Source organism: Pectobacterium colocasium, assembly GCF_020181655.1.
Taxonomy (GTDB): Bacteria; Pseudomonadota; Gammaproteobacteria; order Enterobacterales; family Enterobacteriaceae; genus Pectobacterium; species Pectobacterium colocasium.
The window spans coordinates 4,852,314-4,876,393 of the sequence record NZ_CP084032.1 but is presented as its reverse complement, the minus strand read 5'-3'; the positions used below and the strand labels follow the sequence as shown (position 1 = coordinate 4,876,393).

Here is a 24,080-nt window from a genome sequence, read left to right as displayed (position 1 = left end):
TTGCTACCCGCTAGAGGGTAAGTTCATCGATGTCTTCTGGGAATAGTTCGGCAGTTAATAGATAGGTAGGTATAGACGCTTTCAGCTTAACGCCTTGCTTATCAACTACGATTACATCCTCTTTTTCATCTAGCATGGTCGCATTCACCGCTTTTGCTACTCGCAAATACGCGACCAGTTCCTCCAGCCCTGACGTCAACGGGGTTTCGTCTACAAGCCTGGCAATCGACATCGGGCCATGTTTTCTCAGGGTGTTAAGGACCTGATAAGCCACCTGTCTTACTTGAACAGCATCGAGACAGTCAAGCACGTGAGCACTTGGTTCTCTTCTATTGGCGTTTTCTTCAACACCCGATGTATCGAGCTTGTCGTCCGGGGTTCTTAATTTGATCGATTCAGGGGATTTAATTTCTATAGGACCAACAGGGAGACTAAGTACCGTTTCCGTTGTCAAATCGAAGCCTTCATCACGCAGCAATACAGCTTGTCTTTCTAGCTTTGAAAGCAATCTATCAACCGCCTGATTTTCGGCAGCAGCGCCACTTTCTATATAGGAACGCAGGCTCTCTTCAGTACGCCGCCTGACACGAAAAACCCTTTCGCTCTCGCGGCTCAGCTCACGCATAAGGTGACTAAGAAACTGATGCTGACTACTGGATAATTGCTGACCGACCGGTCTACTAAGAATGCTACGGAGCTGCTCACGAAATTCCATTGAGCGGTTTTGATCACACAGCAACTGAAAAAAGCCTTCAAACGCACTTCCTGCTTCTGTAGTAGAAAGCAATGCTTCTCTTTCCATTACGGAGAGCAGCACATCCCCACGAGAGATGTCACCTTCTATAATCTGAATCCTGAGTTCTCTATCTAGAGTCCTAATTTCGTCCTCTACACGACGAAAATCACCCGTCAGCACTGAAGCCAGTTGATAGATCTGACGGATTCGCTCTCTTTGATCGGACTCACTTAGAACCGGGACAATCCCCGCTTGAAGCGCCTCGATTTCGCGTTGAATCTCTGCCTTTTTGCTTTCAAGCAAAGTCACTCTCTCATCAACGTTAGGACTAATTGCAACCGCTAAGTCACGAACGGCTTCTTGAACAATACGCAAATGTGAGGCTGTTGTGCCTGAATTGCGTTCATCGAGCCCTTTACAGAATCTAAGTGCTATTTCACTGGCGTCAGTTTTAGTCAGTAAATCATCCATTTCTCGTAACCAGCCATTCTTAATCCATTGATTCAGATAAGTGGCTGCCGACATCTCGGTTGGCCAAATGCCGAGCTCGCGGCTGCGTTCAATCTCAACATCCAACAAGATTCTAGCTCGACCGTAGGGAACTTCACTGTCTTCCAAAAAGAGAGCAGCAATGAACGCAAGGATATAAGGCGCATTATCGGCCTTTAACAACTTCCAAGCTGCGTTCTCGGCAAATAGCCGCCGGTACTTGGCTTGCAAACCTTGGAAGTTCAATCCTTTTCCCCCATACGAATCTCTCTTTACAGGCTGAGGCCACTGATTACTATAAAGCTGAACCCACCTATTGAAAAGCACCCAAAAAATGAATATCTACAAACTAACACAAAGCTAACTGATCCTATGCACAGAGAGCGCTTCATCTGTCGAGAAATAATGCGAACGGCGGTGTTTAATTATATTGAGTGCGATTACAATCGCTGGCGACACCACAATGCCTGTAGTGGTCTCAGCTTGAAACAATTTGAAAATGAAAATCTCGCTCAGGGATGTGTCCATATTACGTGGGTAGGATCACAACCCAAACTGCGATCAACCAAAAAAACCCAGTATGCTTTTTAATCAGCATTACTGGGCTTTTTCATTTTACAAATATTTTGTCACCCGACAGCTATTTACCTTCGTTTTTTAAACATTACTCAACAGTAACGGATTTCGCCAGGTTACGTGGCTGATCGACATCGGTGCCTTTAATCAGCGCGACGTGATAAGACAGCAACTGCAACGGCACCGTATAGAAGATTGGCGCAATCACTTCTTCGATGTGCGGCAGCGGAATAATTTTCATATTTTCGCTGCTGGTGAAGCCGGCATCTTCATCAGCAAAGACATACAGCTCACCACCGCGCGCCCGAACTTCTTCGATGTTGGATTTCAATTTCTCCAACAGTTCGTTGTTCGGTGCCACCACCACAACCGGCATGTCCGCATCAATCAGCGCCAGCGGGCCGTGTTTCAGCTCGCCTGCCGCATAGGCTTCCGCGTGGATGTAAGAGATCTCTTTCAGCTTCAGCGCGCCCTCCATCGCGATCGGATACTGATCGCCACGGCCGAGGAACAGCGCATGGTGCTTGTCAGAGAAGCCTTCCGCCAGAGATTCGATGAGCTTGTCCTGAGACAGCATCTGCTCAATACGCGCTGGCAGTGCCTGTAAGCCATGAACGATGTCATGCTCAATCTGCGCATCCATGCCGCGCAGACGTCCAACACGCGCCACCAACATCAGCAGAACGGTAAGCTGGGTAGTGAAGGCTTTGGTCGACGCCACGCCAATCTCTACGCCCGCTTTAGTCATCAGTGCCAGATCGGATTCACGCACCAGCGAGGAACCCGCAACGTTACAGATAGCCAGAGATCCCAGATAGCCCAGTTCTTTAGACAAACGCAGCGCCGCCAGCGTATCCGCCGTTTCACCGGACTGAGACAGGGTAATCATCAGGCTGTTCTTACGCACCGCAGGCTTGCGATAGCGGAATTCTGAGGCGATTTCTACGTCGCACGGAATTCCCGCCAGTGATTCAAACCAGTAGCGGGAAACCATACCAGAGTTGTAGGACGTCCCGCAGGCGATAATCTGAACGTGTTCAACCTTCGCCAGCAGTTCATCCGCTTTCGGGCCTAATTCAGAAAGATTAATCTCGCCGTGGCTGAAACGCCCTTCAAGGGTGTTCTTGATTGCCATCGGCTGTTCGTAGATCTCTTTCTGCATGTAGTGACGATATGCGCCTTTGTCACCCGCATCGTAATTCACTTTTGATTCAATTTCTTCGCGTGTAGCAAGCTGGCCTGATTTGTCAAACACGCGCACGTCACGACGGGTGATCTCCGCCACGTCGCCTTCTTCCAGGAATATGAAGCGGCGCGTCACAGGCAGCAATGCCAGTTGATCGGAGGCAATGAAATTCTCACCCACACCACGGCCAATCACCAACGGGCTACCTGAGCGCGCAGCGACTAATACGCTTGGGTCGCGGTTATCCAGCACCACCATGCCATAGGCGCCGCGCAGCTGTGGGATCACACGCTTAACCACATCAACCAGAGCGCCACCGTTCTGCTGCTGTTCAAAATGAACCAGATGGGCAACCACTTCCGTATCGGTTTCAGAAACAAAACGATAACCGCGACCAATCATCAGCTCACGCAGCGGCTCATGGTTTTCGATAATGCCGTTATGGACGATAGTGATATGTTCAGAAACATGCGGGTGTGCGTTCGCTTCAGAAGGTTCGCCGTGCGTTGCCCAACGGGTGTGAGCGATACCGGTACCGCCGTGCAGATCGCACTCTTCGGCTGCCTGAGACAATACCTGCACTTTCCCCAGACGGCGTAAACGGGCGACATTGCCTTCGCCATCAACAACCGCCAGCCCCGCAGAGTCATAGCCGCGATACTCAAGACGGCGTAAACCTTCCAACAAAATTTCAGCAACATCACGTTGCGCAACTGCGCCTACAATTCCACACATCGATGGTATTCCTATAAAAGTGACATATTGTGTCACCAGGGATGTCTTAGACCTGATTGTTCCGGTTTTTCCGGGTTCCCCGAGCCTTGTAGAGAGTTGGGGATTATTATGTTTTGTTCTGTACTCTGGGAAACCCTGCGGGGGATCGGCCAACGTACAGGACAAAACTGCCTCCGCCACTGCGGAGGCATTAAATATTATTTCTTTTTCACTGGACGCTGCCAGCCGGAAATATGCCGCTGTTTCACGCGGCCGACCACCAGCTCATTCTCTGCTACATCACGCGTAACCGTTGTTCCCGCACCAATGGTCGCACCGCTGGCAACGCTAACGGGCGCTACCAGTTGGCTATCCGAGCCAACAAACACATCGTCGCCAATCACCGTTTTGTGTTTATTCGCACCGTCATAATTACAGGTGATCGTTCCCGCGCCAATATTAACACCGGAACCGATATCCGCATCCCCCAAATAGCTCAAGTGGCCTGCTTTTGAGCCTTTACCTAAACGCGCCTTTTTCAATTCGACAAAGTTACCGACATGCGCGCCTTCAGCCAGCTCTGCACCTGGGCGCAAACGGGCAAACGGGCCAACGGTACACGCAGCTTCTAACACCGCGTCTTCCAACACCGAGTAAGGGCTTATCTCACAATCGTCGCCAATGATGCTGTTTTTAATCACACAGCCTGCGCCGATTTTCACCCGGTTGCCTAGCTTAACATTGCCTTCCACGACGACATTGACATCAATCACCACATCACGACCATGGGTCAGCTCACCACGCAGATCAAACCGTGCCGGGTCGAGCAGCATCACACCGGCCAGCAACAGTTTATCCGCCTGCTCACGTTGATAAACCCGCTCTAGCGCCGACAGTTGCAGGCGATTATTAACGCCCTCCACTTCACTCAGACGCTCGGGGTGAACGGCTTCAACACGCTGCCCCTCTTCCGCTGCCATCGCAATGATATCGGTGATGTAAAACTCGCCTTGTGAGTTATTGTTGTTCAACTGGCTTAACCAACGCTTCAAATCCTTGCCGTTTGCAATCAAAATGCCGGTATTGATCTCGTTAATCTGGCGCTGTTCTTCACTGGCATCTTTGTGCTCGACGATCCCAACTACGGCACCCTTTTCACGCACGATTCGCCCATAGCCCGTCGGATCGTCCAGTTTCACCGTCAACAGACCAATACCGCCCTGCGGCTTAGCATGACGTAAACGCCCCAGCGTTTGTGACGAAATCAGCGGCACATCGCCATACAACATCAGGATGTCTTCATCATCGGCAAAATGAGGAGCAGCTTGCTGCATGGCATGACCGGTTCCGAGTTGTTCCGCTTGTAATACCCAGTTCAAGGCCGGATCGGTCAATTCACGTTTTAGCAAATCACCGCCGTGACCGTATACCAGATGAACGTGTTGTGCGCCTGTCGTCATTGCCGCATCAATGACGTGCTGAACCATCGGCTTACCTGCCAGCTTATGTAACACCTTGGGAAGGTCGGAATACATACGGGTTCCTTTACCCGCAGCAAGGATCACCACACTCATAGCACTATTTGACATAAGCATCCTGACAGTGCGAAGCCACCGCTCCGCAAGAATAAAAATGGCTAGCCTGTTACGGCATGAATAACCAGAGTTTACCGAAACTCATGCATAACGCGGATACTTTTTGGTGAGTTTTTTCTGAAAATCTCGCACAACGCGGCGAATACTCCTGGTGGGAGGGTGAAGTCCCCAAAAACAGAAATGGCACGGAGTTTCATAAAAAACAGACTTTGTTTTTAAGTATTTCCATTTGTGACACACGCAAAAGAAACAGCGTTTCATTTATAGCAATATACGCGGGCGAATAATTCAATAACGAAGGAGACACAATGAAACGTTGTTCTTCACCAAAATGTGGTTCTTTACGGAAACACCGTTCTTCACGCCTCGCAGCCGTCGCGTTGACGAATGCATTACTTTTCAGCTTCAGTACACACGCCGCGACAGAATCAGCACCAGTCTGGCACGGTATCGCCTTTGGCCAATCAACAGACGTAAACTTCTCATCCAATGTCCTGCCGGAAAAAATTGGTGTTAATGACGTCACCATCAACGGCAAGAAATTAGCGCCGGGAGATAACGCGGATTTGTCCGCTCCGATCACGATCGAGAGCCGTGGCGGAAAGATTGCTAACACCCATGACGGGCTGACGTTTTTCTATACGCAGTTGCCTGCCAATGTGAATTTCACGCTTCAGTCTGACATTACCGTAGAACAGTTTGGGCCAGAAAACGGTGCCAAACCTGCGGCTCAGGAAGGGGCGGGGATTCTGGTGCGCGATATTATCGGCGTGCCGCGTCAGGAACCGCTGAAAGAAGGGTATGAAGAATTCCCTGCCGCATCCAACATGGTGATGAACGCCATCATGACGCAGGATAAAAAGTCTCATACCGAAATCAAGCTACAGGCGATTTTGCGTAATGGCGTAACGCAGCCGTGGGGCAACGCAGGCGCGAAAATTACCAAAACCAGCTATCAGGAAAATGTGAATCTGGAGCAAACGCCGACGTTCCGCCTGAAACTGGAACGCACCAACGACGGCTTTATTACCTCTTATGCGCCGAAAGGCACGGACAACTGGGTATCAAAAGAAGTCAAAGGCGCGGACGTCGTCACCAAGCTGGATAAAGACCACTACTACGTCGGTTTCTTTGCTTCCCGTAACGCCAAAATCACTGTCAGCAATGCACAGTTGACGACGACACCAGCCCAAACCAAAGCATCACCGGAGTTTAAGGCTAAGGCTTATGATCCTCTGCTACAGGTCATGTCATCGCCGAAAACCACCAGCGAACACTATGTCATACAGGCGAAAGCCAATTACAACGGTACGATTGCCGTATCACAAGACGGTAAATCGCTGGGTGATGCCAAGCAGGTAAAAGCGGGAGAGACCTTCTCTCTGCCAGCGAAGATTGCCGGCAACAGTGCTGAATTCAAGGTAACCTACCAGCCTGCGGAAGGAGATGATAAAGCGGTAAAAGAAAGCACGTTGAAGGTTGAAAAAGTGGCCTACGCAGACGCTAAAAATCTGTATGTTTCGCCACAAGGTTCAGCCAGCAATGACGGCAGTAAAAATGCACCGCTCGATTTTGCCAGCGCCGTCGCCGCTCTGCCAGCAGGCGGCACCATTTGGCTCAGCGATGGTGATTACAACGCGTCTGAAATCCCTGTCAGCGCCAGCGGCCAGCAAAAAGCCGTCAAAAACCTGTTTACTGTCGGTAATAAAGCCGTCATTCATGGCCTACAGCTGAAAGCGAGCCATTGGCATGTTAAAGGGATTGAAATCACAGAGAAACCGTTCCGTATCGAGGGTAGCTACAACACCATCGAACGCGTTCTGGCGCATCACGCTGACGATACCGGTATTCAGGTGACCTCAACAGCCGATGTGGGCAGACCGCTGTGGGCCAGTCATAACCTGATTCTGAATTCAGAATCTCACAGTAATCAGGACCCAGGCAAAATTAACGCCGATGGTTTCGCGGTGAAAATGCGTGTGGGTGAAGGCAACGTGATTCGCGGCGCGTTCTCGCACAACAATATCGATGACGGCTTCGACCTGTTTAACAAAATTGAAGACGGCGCAAACGGCGTTGTGGTGATCGAGAACTCAATTGCCATGAACAACACTAGCAACGGCTTCAAAATGGGTGGCGAAGGTCAGCCGGTGGCGCATCAGGTTAAACACAGCATTGCCGTGGGTAACAAGCTTGATGGTTTCACTGACAACTTCAACCCTGGCGCACTGATCGTTGAAGACAACATCGCGTTAGATAACGAACGCTTTAACTTTATTTTCCGCCCAAGCCCTTACTCTGGCCCGGAAAAACAAGGCGTCTTCAAGAACAACATTTCACTGAAGACCAAAGCGGGTAAATATGATGATGCGGTTGTCGGCAATATCGATAACACCAACTATTTCATCAAAGGCGACCGCTCTGTTAACGCGCAAGGTAAGGAAATCACCGTAAATAACTTCGTATCGGTAACCGTACCTGAAACGTTTACACGTGATGCCAAAGGCAATCTGGTACTTGGCGACTTCCTGAAGAAAAAATAAGGGCTTCAAGTATCCCAATTAAGGTGGTGGGAAACCCATTTACCGAACGGAAACGGTAGTAACGGAATAGAAGAGTAAAGCGTTTGCGCCATGGATGGCGCAAGCCGAGCGTACATGGACGTATTCACAGCGTCTTTACGATCTATCCGTTACTATCGCTCGACGCACTTTGTCATACCAAAAATGCCTGCTCTCGCAGGCATTTTTGGTATGTAACATAGACTTAAGTGCAAAAAGGCCAGTCAGTGTGAACTGACTGGCCTTCAATTATTGCAAGCTTATCTGTTACATCGCTTTTCTGGTCAGCTCGATAACACGCAGCTTCGCAATCGCTTTAGTCAGCTCTGCGGAAGCCTGAGCATAATCCACATCGCCATGCGAATTGCGGATATGATCTTCGGCCTTGCGTTTCGCTTCCAGCGCACGTGCTTCATCCAGATCCTGCCCACGGATAGCGGTATCAGACAGTACGGTGACTATGTTTGGCTGCACCTCAAGGATGCCACCAGAAAGATAAATATATTCTTCCTCACCGTGCTGCTTAACGATACGAACCATACCAGGCTTAATGGCAGTAAGCAGAGGGGCATGTCCCGGATAAATACCCAGTTCGCCTTCGCTCCCCGTTACCTGGATCTTCTGCACCAGACCGGAGAACATTTGCTGTTCTGCACTCACGACATCCAGATGGTAAGTCATAGCCATGTCACCCTCCTACAAGGCGTTACAGTTTCTTGGCTTTTTCCACGACTTCTTCAATGGAACCAACCATGTAGAACGCCTGCTCTGGCAGGTGGTCGTATTCGCCTTCCATAATCCCTTTAAAGCCACGGATCGTGTCTTTCAGGGCAACATATTTACCTGGAGAACCGGTAAATACTTCCGCTACGAAGAACGGCTGTGACAGGAAGCGCTGAATTTTACGCGCACGAGATACCACCAGCTTGTCTTCTTCAGACAGCTCGTCCATACCCAGAATCGCGATGATGTCTTTCAGTTCCTGATAACGTTGCAGGATAGACTGCACGCCACGGGCAACATCATAGTGTTCCTGACCAACAACCAACGGATCCAACTGACGGCTGGTGGAATCCAGCGGGTCAACGGCCGGGTAGATACCCAGAGAAGCGATCTGACGGCTCAGTACCACGGTTGCATCCAAGTGAGCAAAGGTGGTAGCTGGAGATGGGTCAGTCAAGTCATCCGCAGGAACATAAACGGCCTGCACGGAAGTGATAGAACCGGTTTTGGTTGAGGTGATACGTTCTTGCAGAACGCCCATCTCTTCCGCCAGCGTCGGCTGATAACCCACCGCAGAAGGCATACGACCCAGCAGTGCAGATACTTCAGTACCGGCCAGGGTATAACGGTAGATGTTATCGACGAACAGCAGTACGTCACGGCCTTCATCACGGAATTTTTCCGCCATGGTCAGACCGGTCAATGCGACGCGCAGACGGTTACCTGGTGGCTCGTTCATCTGGCCATAAACCAGTGATACTTTGTCGATTACGTTGGAATCGGTCATTTCGTGGTAGAAGTCGTTACCTTCACGGGTACGTTCACCCACGCCTGCAAACACGGAGTAACCGGAGTGCTCGATCGCGATGTTACGGATCAGCTCCATCATGTTTACGGTTTTACCTACGCCCGCACCACCGAACAGACCCACTTTACCGCCCTTGGCAAACGGACACATCAGGTCGATAACCTTGATGCCGGTTTCCAGCAGTTCCTGTGAGTTTGACAGCTCTTCATAGCTAGGAGCTGAACGGTGAATAGCCCAACGCTCTTCTTCGCCAATGTCGCCTTTCATGTCGATTGGATCGCCCAATACGTTCATGATACGACCCAGCGTTGCTTTACCTACCGGCACTTCGATCGGGTGGTTCAGGTTATTCACGTTCAACCCGCGACGCAGGCCGTCAGAAGAACCCATTGCGATACAACGAACAATGCCGCCGCCCAACTGCTGCTGCACTTCCAGCACCAGTTTTTCAGCGCCGTTCTCTACCTCAAGCGCATCGTACACCTTCGGTACGGCATCTTGCGGGAACTCGACGTCCACCACGGCGCCGATTACCTGGATAATCTTTCCAGTAGCCATCTTGAATCCTCTACGTAATTCGACAATACGTAATTCGTAAACCTGCTTTAAACCGCGGAGGCTCCCCCGACGATTTCGGTGAGTTCCTGGGTAATGCTGGCCTGACGAGCTTTGTTGTATACCAACTGCAGCTCTTTGATCAGGCTACCGCCGTTATCGGTCGCGGCTTTCATCGCAACCATTCGCGCGGCCTGCTCACTAGCCAGATTTTCTACGACGCCCTGATAAACCTGAGATTCTACATAACGGCGCAGCAGGGTATCCAGCAGCGACTTAGGATCGGGTTCATACAGGTAATCCCAGGCTTTCTTCTTCAACTCACCGTCATCCGAAGGCGGTAACGGTAACACTTGAACAACAAGCGGTTCCTGAGACATGGTATTAATAAACTTGTTGCTGACGATATACAGCTTGTCCAGACGACCTTCGTCATAGGCTTGCAGCATAACTTTAACCGGGCCGATCAATTCTGATACGGAAGGGTTATCCCCCATACCGGTAACCTGAGCAACAATGTTTCCGCCTACCGAACCGAAGAAAGAAACCGCTTTGGAACCAATCAGCGCTAAATCAGTTTCAACGCCTTTGTCACTCCAGGATTTCATATCAGCCAGCAGCTTCTTGAACAGGTTAATGTTCAAACCACCGCACAGGCCACGGTCAGTAGACACCACCAGATACCCAACGCGCTTAACATCGCGTTCTTCCAGGTACGGGTGTTTATATTCCAGATTTCCTAACGCAAGGTGACCAATCACATTGCGTATGGTTTCCGCATAAGGACGGCTGGCCGCCATACGATCCTGCGATTTACGCATTTTGGAAGCGGCGACCATTTCCATTGCTTTGGTGATCTTCTGCGTATTTTGGACGCTTGCGATCTTACTACGTATCTCTTTTGCGCCGGCCATCTTTGCTTCTCCTCAAAGCCTTGCGGCCTGCTTTACAGCAGGCCACCGGGCGTTACCAGGACTGGGTTGCCTTAAAAGTATCGAGGATGCCTTTAAATTTGCCCTCGATCTCATCGTTATAAGCGCCAGTCTGGTCGATTTGTTGCAGAAGTTCGCCATGCTCACGGTCAGCATAAGCCAACAGTGCCGCTTCAAAGCTACCGACTTTCGACAGCTCAACATCTTCCAGATAACCACGTTCCGCCGCAAACAGAACCAGAGACTGCTGTGCGACAGACATCGGCGCATACTGTTTCTGCTTCAACAGCTCGGTCACTTTCTGACCGTGGCTCAACTGCTTACGGGTTGCATCATCAAGGTCGGAAGCGAACTGAGAGAATGCTGCCAGTTCACGGTACTGTGCCAGCGCGGTACGAATACCACCGGACAGTTTTTTCATGATCTTGGTCTGTGCTGCACCACCCACACGGGATACGGAGATCCCTGGGTTAACCGCAGGACGAATACCGGCGTTAAACAGGTTGGATTCCAGGAAGATCTGACCATCGGTAATAGAAATTACGTTGGTCGGAACGAACGCAGAAACGTCACCCGCTTGCGTTTCGATGATCGGCAGAGCGGTCAACGAACCGGTTTTCCCTTTCACTTCACCCTTGGTGAATGCTTCAACGTAATCAGCGTTAACACGCGATGCACGCTCCAGCAAACGGGAGTGGAGATAGAAAACGTCACCAGGATAAGCTTCACGACCTGGCGGACGACGGAGCAGCAGAGAAATCTGACGATAAGCAACGGCCTGTTTAGACAGGTCATCATAAATAATCAGTGCATCTTCACCACGGTCGCGGAAATACTCGCCCATCGCACAACCGGCATACGGTGCCAGATATTGCAGAGCAGCAGATTCAGACGCGGTAGCAACGACAACAATGGTGTTTTCCAGTGCGCCGTGCTCTTCCAGTTTACGCACCACGTTAGAAATCGTAGAGGCTTTCTGGCCGATAGCGACGTACACACATTTGATGCCGGAATCACGCTGGTTGATGATGGCGTCGATAGCCAGCGCGGTTTTACCCGTCTGACGGTCACCGATAATCAGCTCACGCTGACCACGACCGATTGGAATCATGGCATCAACGGACTTATAGCCCGTTTGTACCGGCTCATCAACGGATTGACGTTCGATAACGCCAGGCGCAATCGCTTCAACCGCAGAGAAACCGTCGTGATCCAGTGCGCCTTTACCATCAATCGGTGCGCCCAGCGTGTTGACCACACGGCCCAGCAGGCCACGGCCAACGGGAACTTCAAGAATACGGCCAGTGCATTTTACTTTCATGCCTTCAGCCAGATCAGCATACGGACCCATAACTACCGCACCCACGGAGTCACGCTCCAGGTTCAGTGCGATCGCATAACGGTTACCCGGCAGAGAGATCATCTCTCCCTGCATCACGTCTGCCAGACCGTGGACGCGGATGATTCCGTCACTGACGGAAACAATAGTACCTTCATTGTGAGCTTCGCTCACCACATTGAACTGAGCAATGCGCTGCTTGATCAGTTCGCTGATTTCGGTGGAATTCAGTTGCATGCTCCAGTCCCCTTAAGACTGCAAGACGTCTGCCAGACGTTCCAGACGACCGCGAATGCTGCCATCTATCACCATATCGCCCGCGCGGATAACCACGCCGGCCATGACAGACTTATCAATTTTGCAATTCAGCTTCACTTTGCGTGACAGACGTTTTTCCATAGCGGCAGCGATCTTCGACAGCTGCTGCTCACTCAACGTGCTGGCAGAAATCACATCGACGTCAACCGTCGATTCCAGAGCCGCCCGCAGTTGAATAAATTGTTCCAGCACTTCAGGAAGTACCGGTAAACGTCCGTTTTCGGCCATCACCCTAATCAGGTTCTGACCGGCTTCATCAAGTTGATCACCACAAACGGCAATAAATGTTTTCGCCAGCTCAATCGGTGCAACCGCACCAGAAAGCAGCTCGGCAATCTGCTCATTGCGCGCTACTTCGGCCGAAAACGCCAGCATGTTCTGCCAGCGATCCAAGGCCTGATTCTCAACCGCAAAGTCAAAAGCTGCTTTGGCGTAGGGGCGAGCTACCGTGACAAATTCAGACATCAGCCCCTCCCTCCTTACAGTTCAGCGACCAGTTTATCAACGATGTCGCTGTTAGCAGCTTCATCCACGGAACGTTCAATAATTTTCTCGGCACCGGCAATCGCCAATACGGCAACTTGCTTACGCAGCTCTTCACGAGCGCGTTTACGTTCGGCTTCAATTTCAGCCTGCGCCTGCGCCACAATCTTGTTACGTTCAGCTTCCGCTTCAGCTTTCGCCTCATCCAGGATCTGAGCACGGCGTTTGTTCGCCTGCTCGATGATAACCTGAGCATCCGCTTTGGCTTTCTTCAGTTGATCTGTCGCATTGGCCTGAGCCAAGTTCAAATCTTTTTTGGCACGTTCAGCAGAAGCCAGACCGTCAGCAATTTCTTTCTGACGTTTCTCGATGGCTGCCATCATAGGCGGCCATACATACTTCATGCAGAACCAGACAAACAGGACGAACGCAATGGCCTGGCCGAGGATTGTTGCATTAATATTCACAGCACAATGCCTCTTTCAAAGTTAAATAAGTTGATGTTTTAACCTCAGCAGAAAACATTCTGCTTAGGCCACCGCAAACATCACATACAGCCCCAGACCAACAGCGATCATCGGGATGGCGTCAACCAGACCCATGACGATAAAGAACTGTGTACGCAGTAAAGGAATCAGGTCAGGCTGGCGAGCAGCACCTTCCAAGAATTTACCACCCAGAATGCCGATACCGATCGCAGCACCGATTGCCGCCAAACCCATCATTAACGCGGCAGCCATGTACAGCAGATCCACACTCAGGTTTTCCATGACAGTCTCCAGTTTGTTTCAGTTAAAAACGTTATTTGTTGAAAGAAAATCAATGCTCTTCAGATGCCATCGAGAGATAAACAACCGTCAGAACCATGAAAATAAAAGCCTGAAGCGTAATAATCAAAATGTGGAAAATAGCCCAAGGCACATTTAACAGCCATTGTGACCACCACGGCAACAGACCGGCAATCAGGATGAAGATCAACTCACCCGCATACATATTGCCAAACAGTCGCAAGCCTAAAGAAATAGGTTTGGACAGCAGGCTGACACCTTCAAGAATCAGGTTAATAGGAATAAATACTGGATGGTTGAACGGCTGCATGGTCAGTTCTTTAACAAAACCACCGAGCCCCTTCATTTTGATGCTGTAGAACAGAACCAGGATAAACACCCCAAGCGCCATCGACAGCGTAATGTTCACGTCAGCTGTCGGCACAGCACGCAGATAAGCATGCGCCGGATCGTATCCCAGCAGACTATAGATACCCGCCCAGGCTTGCGGCAACAGATCGATAGGCAGCAGATCCATCAGGTTCATCAGGAAAACCCAGACGAAAATGGTCAGTGCCAGAGGAGCAATCAGTTTGCTTTTGCCATGGAACATATCGCGCACGGTACCATCAACGAAACCGATAACCAGTTCGACGGCCGTTTGCAGCTTACCTGGCACACCACTGGTTGCACGCTTAGCGACACGGTGAAAGATAACCAGAAAGAGGATCCCAAGAGCGATGGAGAAAAACATCGAATCGACGTTGATCGACCAAAAACCCGTCCCTACCTGCAAATGGTGCAAGTGGTGACTGATATACTCTTGCGGAGTAGAGATTTCTCCAGCAGCCATGATGTCCCTTACCCTTTTGTTGTTAACTACGGTAACGATTAATTACGGCCGGTGCCACGATCTGCATAATCAGCACCGATAAATAAGTCAGGCCAAGCGGAAAAAATGCCGCTTTAAACACGCCTAACGCCACCACTAACAGTGCAATGGTGATAAATACCTTGAGCGCCTCGCCAATCGCGAATGACCAGGCCACACGCCCATCAGCGGGCTTGTGCGACTGATGACGCAAGGCAAACAGCACAAACAAAACATTCGGCAACCAGGCTGCCAATCCCCCACCTAATGCAGAAGCGGCAGCATTGACGCTATTGAGGCTGAAAACAGCACTCAACAAAGCAAAAGTCACTAACTGTAACAACAGCAGCCTGAAGGCTACTTTTCCGCTGTAAAGGGATACAGGCATGACGTTTGCTCTCTCCGTACCTTTTCAGAGGTATACCGAATGACGTATAAAACTGCCTTTACACCATTGAGTCAAGCAGCAAAAAACGAGCAAATTATACGGGTCATACCTGCGAATTCAATCGATAAGTAGCGAAAAGGTGAACAATTATTTAAATTTCTTTCTGAAGCCTCGTTTTTACTAACAATCATCCCTGATCACGTCTGGTGTAATTAATTTCTAAAGGCCTCCAATCTGTGATGTGACTCACATAAAAGGATTTTCGACTGTTTATAACAGAACGTGTTTTTTTTTGCCGCCAGCAAAGTAAGCTATTTATTTTATTTAATTTCAAAAACTTACAAAAATATCGATTCAGAAAACGTAACAAACAACGTTTCAACCACCTATTGACATTATTGATATCGTTTTCTTACTCAATTAACACAAAAATAACTAAATTTTGATGCCGATGATTTATTTTCGTTCGTTATTATTCAGTGCGAAAGCAAAAGGACGGCGCTGAAAAAACGAAGATGTAAAATTTCAGTGATCGTGATGCGTTCTGGAACGTTGCCACCGATAAATGAGGTGGTAACGTCACACGCAATATTTAGTTATAATTTTTTTGATAAAAAACAAAATTAGTTTGGTTTAAGCACGACCAAATGGCGCTCACCTTCCAGTTCGGGAACAGATAAGCGAACGACCTGATCCAATAGGACACCTTGTGGCAAGGATGACAATTCATCCTCTGGAAGTACGCCTTTTAGCGCATAAAATCGCCCTGTCGATCTGGCTGGAAGATGGCTGCACCAGCTAATCATGTCATGCAGAGAAGCAAATGCCCGACTGATCACGCCATCAAAAGGCGGCTCTGCCGGAAATTCTTCAACGCGACTTTGCACCGGCGTGATGTTTTCAAGTTGCAGTTCATGCTGAACCTGACGCAGGAAGCGTACACGCTTACCCAGGCTATCCAGCAAGGTAAAATGCGAATCAGGGCGAACAATCGCTAATGGAATCCCCGGCAACCCAGGCCCCGTTCCGACATCGATAAAACGTTGCCCGTGTAAATGTGGCTCAACCACGATACTGTCCATGATGTGGCGGACAAGCATTTGCTGCGGATCGCGTACAGACGTCAGGTTATAAGCCTTGTTCCACTTATTCAGCATGTCAACATACTGTATCAGAAGATTTTTTTGCTTATCTGAAATCACAATGCCAGCCGCGTTTAGCAGATTATCGAGTGTGTTGCGCACAATAATATCCCGATGAAAAATATGAGGTTAATAATAAAAATAGCCGGATAACCGGCTATTTAAGGGATAAGTTTACCTTAAATCAGGCGCTGCGGCGCAGCAGACCCTGTTTTTTAAGCCAGATCAGCAGAATGGAGATTGCCGCAGGCGTAATACCGGAAATCCGTGAAGCCTGACCGATAGACGACGGTTTGTGATCGTTCAGTTTAGCGATCACCTCGTTGGACAAGCCGTTAACCTGCTTGTAATCCAGATCGGCAGGCAGCAACGTATTTTCATTACGCAACTGTTTCTCGATTTCATCCTGTTGACGAGCAATATACCCTTCGTATTTGACCTGAATTTCAACCTGTTCAGCAGCCTGCTCGTCGGTTAATCCTGGAGCAAACAGCGGTAGCGCAGTCAGTTGAACGTAATCCACTTCCGGGCGACGCAGCAGCTCTTCACCGTTTGCTTCGCGGGACAACGGCGTTTTCAGCAACGAGTTAACTTGCTCTAACTGCTCAGACTGTGGGTGAACGTGAATATCACGCAGGCGCTGGCGCTCTTTTTCAATACTCTCAAGTTTCTCGTTGAAACGCGCCCAGCGATGATCGTCAACCATCCCCAACTCGCGACCGATTTCAGTCAAACGCAGATCGGCGTTATCTTCGCGCAGCATCAAACGATACTCGGCACGCGACGTAAACATACGGTAGGGTTCTTTGGTTCCCAACGTACAGAGATCGTCAACCAGTACGCCAAGATAGGCCTGATCGCGACGCGGTGACCAGCCTTCTTTATCGGCAGCCAACCGAGCGGCATTCAGCCCGGCCAGCATGCCCTGTGCAGCGGCTTCTTCGTACCCTGTTGTGCCGTTGATTTGTCCGGCGAAGAACAGGCCATGAATAAATTTGTTTTCCAGCGTCGGCTTCAGATCGCGAGGGTCAAAGAAGTCGTACTCAATCGCATAACCAGGGCGGACAATGCGTGCATTTTCCATTCCTGCCATTGAACGAACAATCTGCCACTGAACGTCAAACGGCAAACTGGTTGAAATCCCGTTAGGATAAATTTCGTTGCTGGTCAGGCCTTCTGGCTCAAGAAAGATCTGATGGGTGTTTCGATCGGCAAAACGCATGACTTTGTCTTCGATCGATGGGCAATAACGCGGACCGATCCCTTCGATGATCCCGGCATACATCGGGCTACGATCCAGATTATTACGGATCACATCATGGGTTTTCTCGTTGGTATGCGTGATGTAGCACGGCATTTGTGCCGGATGCTGGCTCGCATTCCCCAGGAATGAGAAAACGGGCATTGGGTTGTCGCCGTGCTGTTGAGCCAACACGCTGAAATCGATCGTTCTGGCGTCAATACGCGGCGGAGTACCCGTTTTCAGGCGGTTAACGCGCAACGGTAACTCACGCAGGCGACGTGCCAGTGGAATAGAAGGTGGATCGCCTGCACGCCCGCCGCTGTAGTTGTCCAGCCCAATGTGAATCTTGCCGTCAAGGAAAGTGCCAACCGTTAATACGACGGCTTTTGCACGAAATTTTAGCCCCATCTGGGTTACTGCGCCCACGACACGATCGTTTTCCACAATCAGATCGTCAACAGCCTGCTGGAAGATCATCAGGTTTGGTTGATTCTCCAGCGCGGTGCGAACAGCCTGGCGATAGAGCACACGATCCGCTTGTGCGCGAGTGGCTCTGACCGCTGGGCCTTTACTGCTGTTTAGTATCCTAAACTGTATACCGGCCTGGTCGACAGCGCGTGCCATCAACCCTCCCATGGCATCGATCTCTTTAACCAGATGGCCTTTGCCAATACCGCCAATCGCCGGGTTACAAGACATTTGCCCCAGCGTATCAATATTGTGTGTAAGTAAAAGCGTCTGTTGGCCCATTCGGGCAGAAGCCATCGCAGCTTCTGTTCCGGCATGACCGCCACCGATCACGATGACGTCAAAGGGATCTGGATAAAACATGGTACTGCTCCTCGCATTATTGCGAATGATGAGTGGAGAACGATCGTTATTTGCCCTGGGGTGGGGGATTCTACTCAACTTTGAGTCAACGACCAAGTCCGTTGGATCCTCGTTAATTAAAGAAAGATCTTTTTATTTAAAGATCTCTTTATTAGATCTCTTATTAGGATCGTCTGGTTGTGTGGATAAGTGATTATTCACATTAAAGATCAAGAGAATGGCATTGATCCTTACCTGTGAATGATCGGTGATCCTGGCCAGTATAAGCTGGGATCTTAATGTGGGTTTATACACAGGACAAAAAACATACTCGGGTTGTTATTGGGATAACTACGGCTTTTACACCAGAATTAAGTATAGTTATCCACATTCAACTGACGAATATTTAATCTTATTTGAGTAAATTAACCCACGATCCTAGCCATTCTTCAGCCGGATCTTCAGGAATCTGATGCTGGGTGATGTCGATCTCAAGGATTTCACCGATCCGTTTTGCCCCTAACTGGGTTAGCACACGATCCGCTGTTTGGATCGCACCACAGAACGTGTCGTATTCTCTGCTACCGATCCCTATCGCACCGAAGCTCACTTGAGAAAGATCGGGCTTCTGCTGTTCTAACTGATCAAACAGCGCTTTCAGGTTATCAGGAAATTCCCCTGCGCCGTGGGTGGACGTTACCACCAGCCATACACCGCTTTCAGGCAGTGCATCAAGCTCAGGACCGTGCAGAAGTTCAGTGGAAAAATCATCCTTCTCCAGCAGTTCAGCCAAATGCTCTGCGACGTATTCGGCGCTGCCAAGGGTACTGCCACTGATCAAGGTAATGTCTGCCATAGCGATCCCATCCGATAAAAGACGGGACATTGTACGCTGTGATCTGGCTGGGATCTACCTGTGGATAATATGGGTATAGGAAAAAAGCATTATGGCGCGATCGTCCGCATGATGGGGTTTTGCAGAGAGATTAGCGTTTCCGTGGACTGAATTTCATCAATAGTTTGGATCTTGTTGATAAGTACATGTTGCAATGCTTCTATCGAGCGACACATGACCTTAATAAAGATGCTGTAATGCCCGGTGGTGTAATAGGCCTCGACCACTTCTTCCAAATTGTTCAGCTTCTCCAGCGCCGAGGGATAATCTTTGGCGCTTTTCAGAATGATGCCGATAAAGCAGCACACGTCATAGCCAAGCTGTTTCGGGTTTACGTCCAGACGTGTGCCGACAATGATGCCCGCCTGTTTCATTTTCTCTACCCGAACGTGGATGGTGCCCGGACTGACAGAAAACTGTTTTGCCAGTTCGGCATAGGGGGTGCGCGCATTTTCCATTAAGGCGGAAAGAATGCCGCGATCGAGATTATCGATCTGATAAATTTCTGCCACTTTGAGCCTCCTATTTTAGCGAATAATGATTTTATACCGCTATAAAATGACGGATTAAAAGCACAAGAGCAATTTATCCATAAGATTATTGAATGGCTAGCGGTTTTTATTGCTTAATGAATAACTAAATACGATGAATAAGAGACGCGGCAATGAAAAAGCAGTACATCGAAAAACAGCAGCAAATCAGCTTCGTTAAATCTTTCTTCTCCAGCCAACTGGAGCAACTTCTGGGATTGATTGAAGTTCAGGCACCGATTCTTAGCCGTATCGGTGATGGTACGCAGGATAACTTGTCCGGTACGGAAAAAGCGGTGCAGGTTAAGGTGAAAGCCCTGCCGGATGCCACCTTTGAAGTGGTGCACTCACTGGCTAAATGGAAACGTAAAACGCTGGGCGCGTATGATTTTAGCAGCGGTGAAGGCATTTATACCCACATGAAGGCGCTGCGCCCGGACGAAGATCGTCTGAGCCCGATCCACTCGGTTTATGTCGATCAGTGGGACTGGGAGCGCGTGATGGGAGACGGCGAGCGTCATGCAGAGTACCTGAAATCGACGGTGACGCGTATTTATCAGGGTATCAAGGCGACAGAGGCTGCGGTTCATCAGGCGTTTGGCATTCAGCCTTTCCTGCCAGAACAGATTCATTTTGTGCATACCGAAACGTTGCTGAAGCGCTACCCCGATCTGGATGCCAAAGGGCGTGAGCGAGCGATTGCGAAAGAACTGGGCGCTGTCTTCTTGATAGGGATTGGCGGCAAGCTGTCCAGCGGGCAATCTCACGATGTGCGTGCGCCGGATTATGATGACTGGACAACGCCTGGCGAGCAGGAACTGGCGGGTCTGAACGGCGATATTGTCGTATGGAACCCGGTTCTGAACGATGCGTTTGAGATTTCATCCATGGGCATTCGTGTGGATGCAGAGGCACTCACTCGCCAGCTGGCGCTGACGCAGGATGAAGAACGACTGAAGCTGGAATGGCATCAGGCGTTGCTGCGCGGTGAGATGCCGCAAACGATCGGCGGGGGAATCGGTCAGTCTCGCCTGGTCATGTTGTTGCTGCAATTGCCACACATTGGTCAGGTTCAGTGCGGCGTCTGGCCACAGCCGCTGCGTGAGTCGGTTTCCGGCCTGCTTTAATAAGCCTTGCCGTGCTGCCAACGGCGCATTAAGCGGCTTTTTAACCCGGTATCAAAGCGCCAGATATGGTCAAAGATGCGCATGATGCCGGGTTTGCCGTGATCGGACATCGCTACAGCATGGAAACGATGCTGTAGCTGCTTCTGGCGGCTTTTCACCTTATTTACCACCTCATCCGGTAATCGTTGGGCAATAAAATCTGAAATCACCACCGCATCGGCATCATGCCAGAGTGCATCGTCCATCTTATCCAACAATGCTGACAGACAGGCGCTCATATCTGTGCCGCCACGGAAGGACTGGCTGAGAAAACGTATCGCCTGCTCTAATCCATCTGCAGACGTGAGTTCGTATTTCACCACGCCGGTAGAAAACAGCATGATGTAACAACGGCGGTTATCGGCGAGCGCGATGCGCATCAGCGCAAGGCAGAAGGCTTTGGCACAGTGCTCATTAAAGCCGCCCATCGAGCCTGACGTATCAACGCAGACGATAAACGGGCCACGCGGCTGTTGTTCATTTCGCTGATGAATCACAGGGCGTTCCATGACTTTCTCGCGCCAGTTCTCACCTTGTAAGCGATATGTCAGCAGGCGATGTTCTAACAGACGACGATAAAACTCGAATTCCAGCTCGCTGATGCCCAAAGCAGCCAGCTCGGTTGGCATCAAGCGCAGAATGTCATCGCTCTGATGTATGCCACTTACCTGTTCAGGCACGGTAGCGGGTTCTCTAACGCTTACCCGAAAGGCTTCTTTCGGTGCTTCCTGCGTGAGGATGGATTTAGTTTCGCGACTGCGCCCTAAGCGTTCCGCCAGTTTTTGTAATTCAGGCTGGCGTTGCAGGAAAGCGCCGAAATCCAGTAACGGACGGGGATCGGTGTGAATACGCTGCGCGGCGCTGAGATCCCAGAGCCGCCCGGCCGCATTTTCGTTTTCGGCCAGAATAGGTTCGAGTTTGCCGCTGAGGGTCAGGCGTTGTTGCAGTTCATCCAGCAGGATTTCCCGCTCCTGATCCATCAATTGCTGATGCAGTGAAACAGTTTGCAGAGTGAGGCTTAGCCGCCAGCGCTGAAGAAAGAGTGCGTGAAGCCCGCTCGTAACCTTCTGCCCTAAGGTTCGCTCTGGAGAAGCCATGAGCTGTGAGGCCTGTGTCAGAAAGGGGGATTCCACGTTGTTCAGCGTATCCATAATCGCAGGCAGGCGTGCCTGAAAAGTCTGATTGTCGATCGATTGTGAACGCTGGTAGCAGCTAAATTCTTTTTCCAGCTCCGGCGGTACCTGTGTGGCACGCAGGCGCTGTTTTAAGGTTTCTTTCCAGTGAGGCTGGTCGTTGAGTAACGCGGACTTCAGGCTGGGATACTTTTCAAAGAAGAAAGCGAGCTGAGGCGTTGCCAGCAGTGTGACGATAAGATCGTCCAGCAACTCGTTTTCATCGATAGACAGCAGCATTTCCAGTGATTCCAGCGTGATCATCGGGCGTTAGTCCTGTTGCTCTGATTGCTGGATCTGCTCAGCGACCTGTTGCAGGCTGGCTTCTATTTTGGCCAACCACTCACTGGGGACAAACAGGCAAGGCTGATGCTGGCTGAATAAGCGGCGCTGTTCGCGCAACTGCATGTTCAGCTTTTCATACTCATCGATAATGTCGGCAGGAAGCGCAATGTCGCGCTTTTCCGGCAGAGAAAGAATAGAGGATTGCAGGCTGATATCACGAACCGTCAGATGTTGGCGATCGTCCACCAGCAGATCGAGACGTTGGGTAAAGCCGATACCGTTGAGCTTGCCCCGGATTTCTCCCCCTTTTTGCAGCCAGCCTTGCAGAGCATTCTTCTCAATGATCAGGTGGTTGACTTCAATATCGTGCAGGATCAGCGGGCGCTGTAATACCAGATCCAATGTGTCTGTGATGATGGTTTCAGGCAGCGTGTAGTGGATTTTCCGGCCGAGGAAGTGCCCCTGCTTCTCTACTGAAAATGCCTGTAATTCGCTTTGTTCTCGTTGGTATTGCTGGCGTTTGGTATTCACCTGCTGTAGGCGGAACAGCAGATTTCTCTGTTGGTAACCGTGTTCGGTGATCAACAGCTCAAGCTGACGCTCAATGAGCGCCAGGGTGCTTTGGTCATGCCAGAGACAGTCTTTCAGTAGAATGATATCAACTGGCGTAATGGCATCCCGACCGCAGAAAAATGCGCTGGCCTGAAGCAGACGCAGGGCTTTTTTCCAGCGCCGATCGGAAATGTAAGGCGCCTGTTCTAGCGTATCAAGCTGCTGGCGCAAGGTGTAAATCAACTCGAAACTGGCTTCAGGCAGCGCGATGTGCTCAATGTCTTTCTGCCACTGTTGGTACTCTTCATCGCTGACACTGAGAGCCGGTAGTACAGGGTTATCGCGTTCGCTGCTGTTGTTCACGAGGAGTGCACGGAAATTCTGTTTTTCCTGAACACGATCGAGCCACAGGCGGATGAGCATGCGGTCGTACAGCGCTTCCAGACCGCCATCCGCTTCTGGTAACTCATTCGAGGCTGCGACCAGCAAGCGCATCGGGATCGTGTCTTCGCTGTTGCCGTTACGGAAACGTCGCTCGTTAATGGCCGTCAGCAGGGTATTCAAAATGGCGGGGCCCGCTTTCCAGATCTCATCCAGAAACACGATTTCAGCTTCCGGCAGATAGCCAGCGGTCAGGCGCTGATAGCGCCCTTCGTCTTTTAACGCCTGAATGGAAAGGGGACCGAATACCTCTTCCGGGGTGGAAAAGCGAGTCATCAGGTACTCGAACGCGTTCGCATGACGAAAAGCGAATTTAAGACGCCGAGCGATCATACTTTTGGCTATACCTGGCGGCCCCAGCAGGAAAACACTTTCCCCGCTTAGTGCGGCCAGCAGACAGAGACGAATGGTGTGCTGTCTTTCGTAGAGTCCGTGTTCTAGCGCATGACTGAGACGAGAAATTCTTTCAGCCAATGCCGCAGTTTGACGCATAATTAATCCGTTAGTCCATGTGTGATGTACTGAAATCGTTTATCTTTAAATCTCACTGCATGACTAAAAGCGGAACTTCATAAAGCCCCTACTTTTATAAAGACAATAATATTAAACGGCAGATCACAGTTTTTTATTAGAATACTTTTACGAATTATTCAACCTAATGGCGACAGTAATCAATAAACCCGCTTTTACAGCGAGGCTTGAGCTGGCGATTCACATAATAAAAATGGGTTTTTACCCTGATTTGTGCATACTGTGCGCTCTTGGACGGGTTGCAGTGAACGATGCGCTTCGCGGACTGATTA

The 24,080-nt window shown here is 50.1% G+C and carries 20 protein-coding genes and 1 pseudogene; 3 read left to right on the top strand and 18 right to left on the bottom strand.

Annotated elements, in window-relative coordinates; all coding sequences use genetic code 11:
• Positions 1–10: 10 nt before the first annotated feature.
• A complete protein-coding gene (locus LCF41_RS21995; RefSeq protein ID WP_225086340.1) occupies positions 11–1,471 on the bottom strand; it encodes a DUF3375 domain-containing protein in 1,461 nt (486 codons plus the stop codon).
• Between the two features lie 126 nt (positions 1,472–1,597).
• On the opposite strand from LCF41_RS21995, the pseudogene LCF41_RS21990 reads away from it, so the two are divergent.
• Positions 1,598–1,738, top strand: a pseudogene (locus LCF41_RS21990) (IS3 family transposase); the annotation flags it as partial.
• Between the two features lie 151 nt (positions 1,739–1,889).
• Here LCF41_RS21990 and glmS read toward each other — a convergent pair.
• Both glmS and glmU read right to left on the bottom strand, forming a co-directional pair.
• Positions 1,890–3,722, bottom strand: coding sequence for a glutamine--fructose-6-phosphate transaminase (isomerizing) (gene glmS, locus LCF41_RS21985; RefSeq protein WP_225086339.1), 1,833 nt, complete (start codon positions 3,720–3,722; stop codon positions 1,890–1,892).
• 197 nt (positions 3,723–3,919) lie between these two features.
• Complete coding sequence (glmU, locus tag LCF41_RS21980) at positions 3,920–5,290, bottom strand: bifunctional UDP-N-acetylglucosamine diphosphorylase/glucosamine-1-phosphate N-acetyltransferase GlmU (protein ID WP_225086338.1); 1,371 nt, start codon at positions 5,288–5,290, stop codon at positions 3,920–3,922.
• Positions 5,291–5,604: 314 nt separating this feature from the next.
• Here glmU and pelX point away from each other — a divergent pair, with 314 nt between their 5' ends.
• Positions 5,605–7,839, top strand: coding sequence for a pectate disaccharide-lyase PelX (gene pelX, locus LCF41_RS21975; RefSeq protein ID WP_225086337.1), 2,235 nt, complete (start codon positions 5,605–5,607; stop codon positions 7,837–7,839).
• Between the two features lie 285 nt (positions 7,840–8,124).
• Here pelX and LCF41_RS21970 read toward each other — a convergent pair whose 3' ends face one another.
• The 13 genes from LCF41_RS21970 to asnC form a co-directional block, all read right to left on the bottom strand.
• Positions 8,125–8,544, bottom strand: a complete 420-nt coding sequence (locus LCF41_RS21970) for a F0F1 ATP synthase subunit epsilon (RefSeq protein ID WP_039363748.1) — start codon at positions 8,542–8,544, stop codon at positions 8,125–8,127.
• Positions 8,545–8,563: 19 nt separating this feature from the next.
• Entirely contained in the window at positions 8,564–9,946 is a 1,383-nt protein-coding gene (gene atpD, locus LCF41_RS21965) for a F0F1 ATP synthase subunit beta (RefSeq protein ID WP_225086336.1), read from the bottom strand.
• Positions 9,947–9,993: 47 nt separating this feature from the next.
• Entirely contained in the window at positions 9,994–10,857 is an 864-nt protein-coding gene (gene atpG / locus LCF41_RS21960) for a F0F1 ATP synthase subunit gamma (protein ID WP_005976554.1), read from the bottom strand.
• A 52-nt stretch (positions 10,858–10,909) separates the two neighbouring features.
• Positions 10,910–12,451: a F0F1 ATP synthase subunit alpha gene (gene atpA, locus LCF41_RS21955; protein ID WP_005976551.1), complete on the bottom strand. Its 1,542-nt coding sequence runs from the start codon at positions 12,449–12,451 to the stop codon at positions 10,910–10,912.
• Positions 12,452–12,463: 12 nt separating this feature from the next.
• Entirely contained in the window at positions 12,464–12,997 is a 534-nt protein-coding gene (gene atpH, locus LCF41_RS21950) for a F0F1 ATP synthase subunit delta (RefSeq protein WP_225086335.1), read from the bottom strand.
• A gap of 14 nt (positions 12,998–13,011) precedes the next feature.
• Positions 13,012–13,482 carry a F0F1 ATP synthase subunit B gene (gene atpF, locus LCF41_RS21945; RefSeq protein WP_010681466.1) on the bottom strand — a complete coding sequence of 157 codons (471 nt, stop codon included), beginning with the start codon at positions 13,480–13,482 and terminating at the stop codon, positions 13,012–13,014.
• Between the two features lie 63 nt (positions 13,483–13,545).
• Positions 13,546–13,785 carry a F0F1 ATP synthase subunit C gene (gene atpE, locus LCF41_RS21940; protein WP_005976545.1) on the bottom strand — a complete coding sequence of 80 codons (240 nt, stop codon included), beginning with the start codon at positions 13,783–13,785 and terminating at the stop codon, positions 13,546–13,548.
• A 49-nt stretch (positions 13,786–13,834) separates the two neighbouring features.
• Positions 13,835–14,635 carry a F0F1 ATP synthase subunit A gene (atpB, locus tag LCF41_RS21935; protein ID WP_180743537.1) on the bottom strand — a complete coding sequence of 267 codons (801 nt, stop codon included), beginning with the start codon at positions 14,633–14,635 and terminating at the stop codon, positions 13,835–13,837.
• 22 nt (positions 14,636–14,657) lie between these two features.
• Positions 14,658–15,041: a F0F1 ATP synthase subunit I gene (gene atpI / locus LCF41_RS21930; RefSeq protein ID WP_180743538.1), complete on the bottom strand. Its 384-nt coding sequence runs from the start codon at positions 15,039–15,041 to the stop codon at positions 14,658–14,660.
• Between the two features lie 623 nt (positions 15,042–15,664).
• On the bottom strand, positions 15,665–16,285 hold the full coding sequence (gene rsmG / locus LCF41_RS21925) for a 16S rRNA (guanine(527)-N(7))-methyltransferase RsmG (RefSeq protein WP_225086334.1): 621 nt from the start codon (positions 16,283–16,285) through the stop codon (positions 15,665–15,667).
• 82 nt (positions 16,286–16,367) lie between these two features.
• A complete protein-coding gene (gene mnmG, locus LCF41_RS21920) occupies positions 16,368–18,257 on the bottom strand; it encodes a tRNA uridine-5-carboxymethylaminomethyl(34) synthesis enzyme MnmG (protein WP_225086333.1) in 1,890 nt (629 codons plus the stop codon).
• A gap of 391 nt (positions 18,258–18,648) precedes the next feature.
• On the bottom strand, positions 18,649–19,092 hold the full coding sequence (gene mioC / locus LCF41_RS21915) for an FMN-binding protein MioC (RefSeq protein WP_225086332.1): 444 nt from the start codon (positions 19,090–19,092) through the stop codon (positions 18,649–18,651).
• 89 nt (positions 19,093–19,181) lie between these two features.
• A complete protein-coding gene (gene asnC / locus LCF41_RS21910; protein WP_226373290.1) occupies positions 19,182–19,589 on the bottom strand; it encodes a transcriptional regulator AsnC in 408 nt (135 codons plus the stop codon).
• Between the two features lie 206 nt (positions 19,590–19,795).
• On the opposite strand from asnC, the gene asnA reads away from it, so the two are divergent.
• Positions 19,796–20,788, top strand: coding sequence for an aspartate--ammonia ligase (asnA, locus tag LCF41_RS21905; protein WP_225086331.1), 993 nt, complete (start codon positions 19,796–19,798; stop codon positions 20,786–20,788).
• Here asnA and viaA read toward each other — a convergent pair.
• On the bottom strand, positions 20,785–22,263 hold the full coding sequence (gene viaA / locus LCF41_RS21900; RefSeq protein WP_225086330.1) for an ATPase RavA stimulator ViaA: 1,479 nt from the start codon (positions 22,261–22,263) through the stop codon (positions 20,785–20,787). The two genes, asnA and viaA, sit on opposite strands and share 4 nt — an antisense overlap.
• A 6-nt stretch (positions 22,264–22,269) precedes the next feature.
• Positions 22,270–23,769, bottom strand: coding sequence for an ATPase RavA (ravA, locus tag LCF41_RS21895; RefSeq protein ID WP_225086329.1), 1,500 nt, complete (start codon positions 23,767–23,769; stop codon positions 22,270–22,272).
• Positions 23,770–24,080 lie beyond the last annotated feature (311 nt).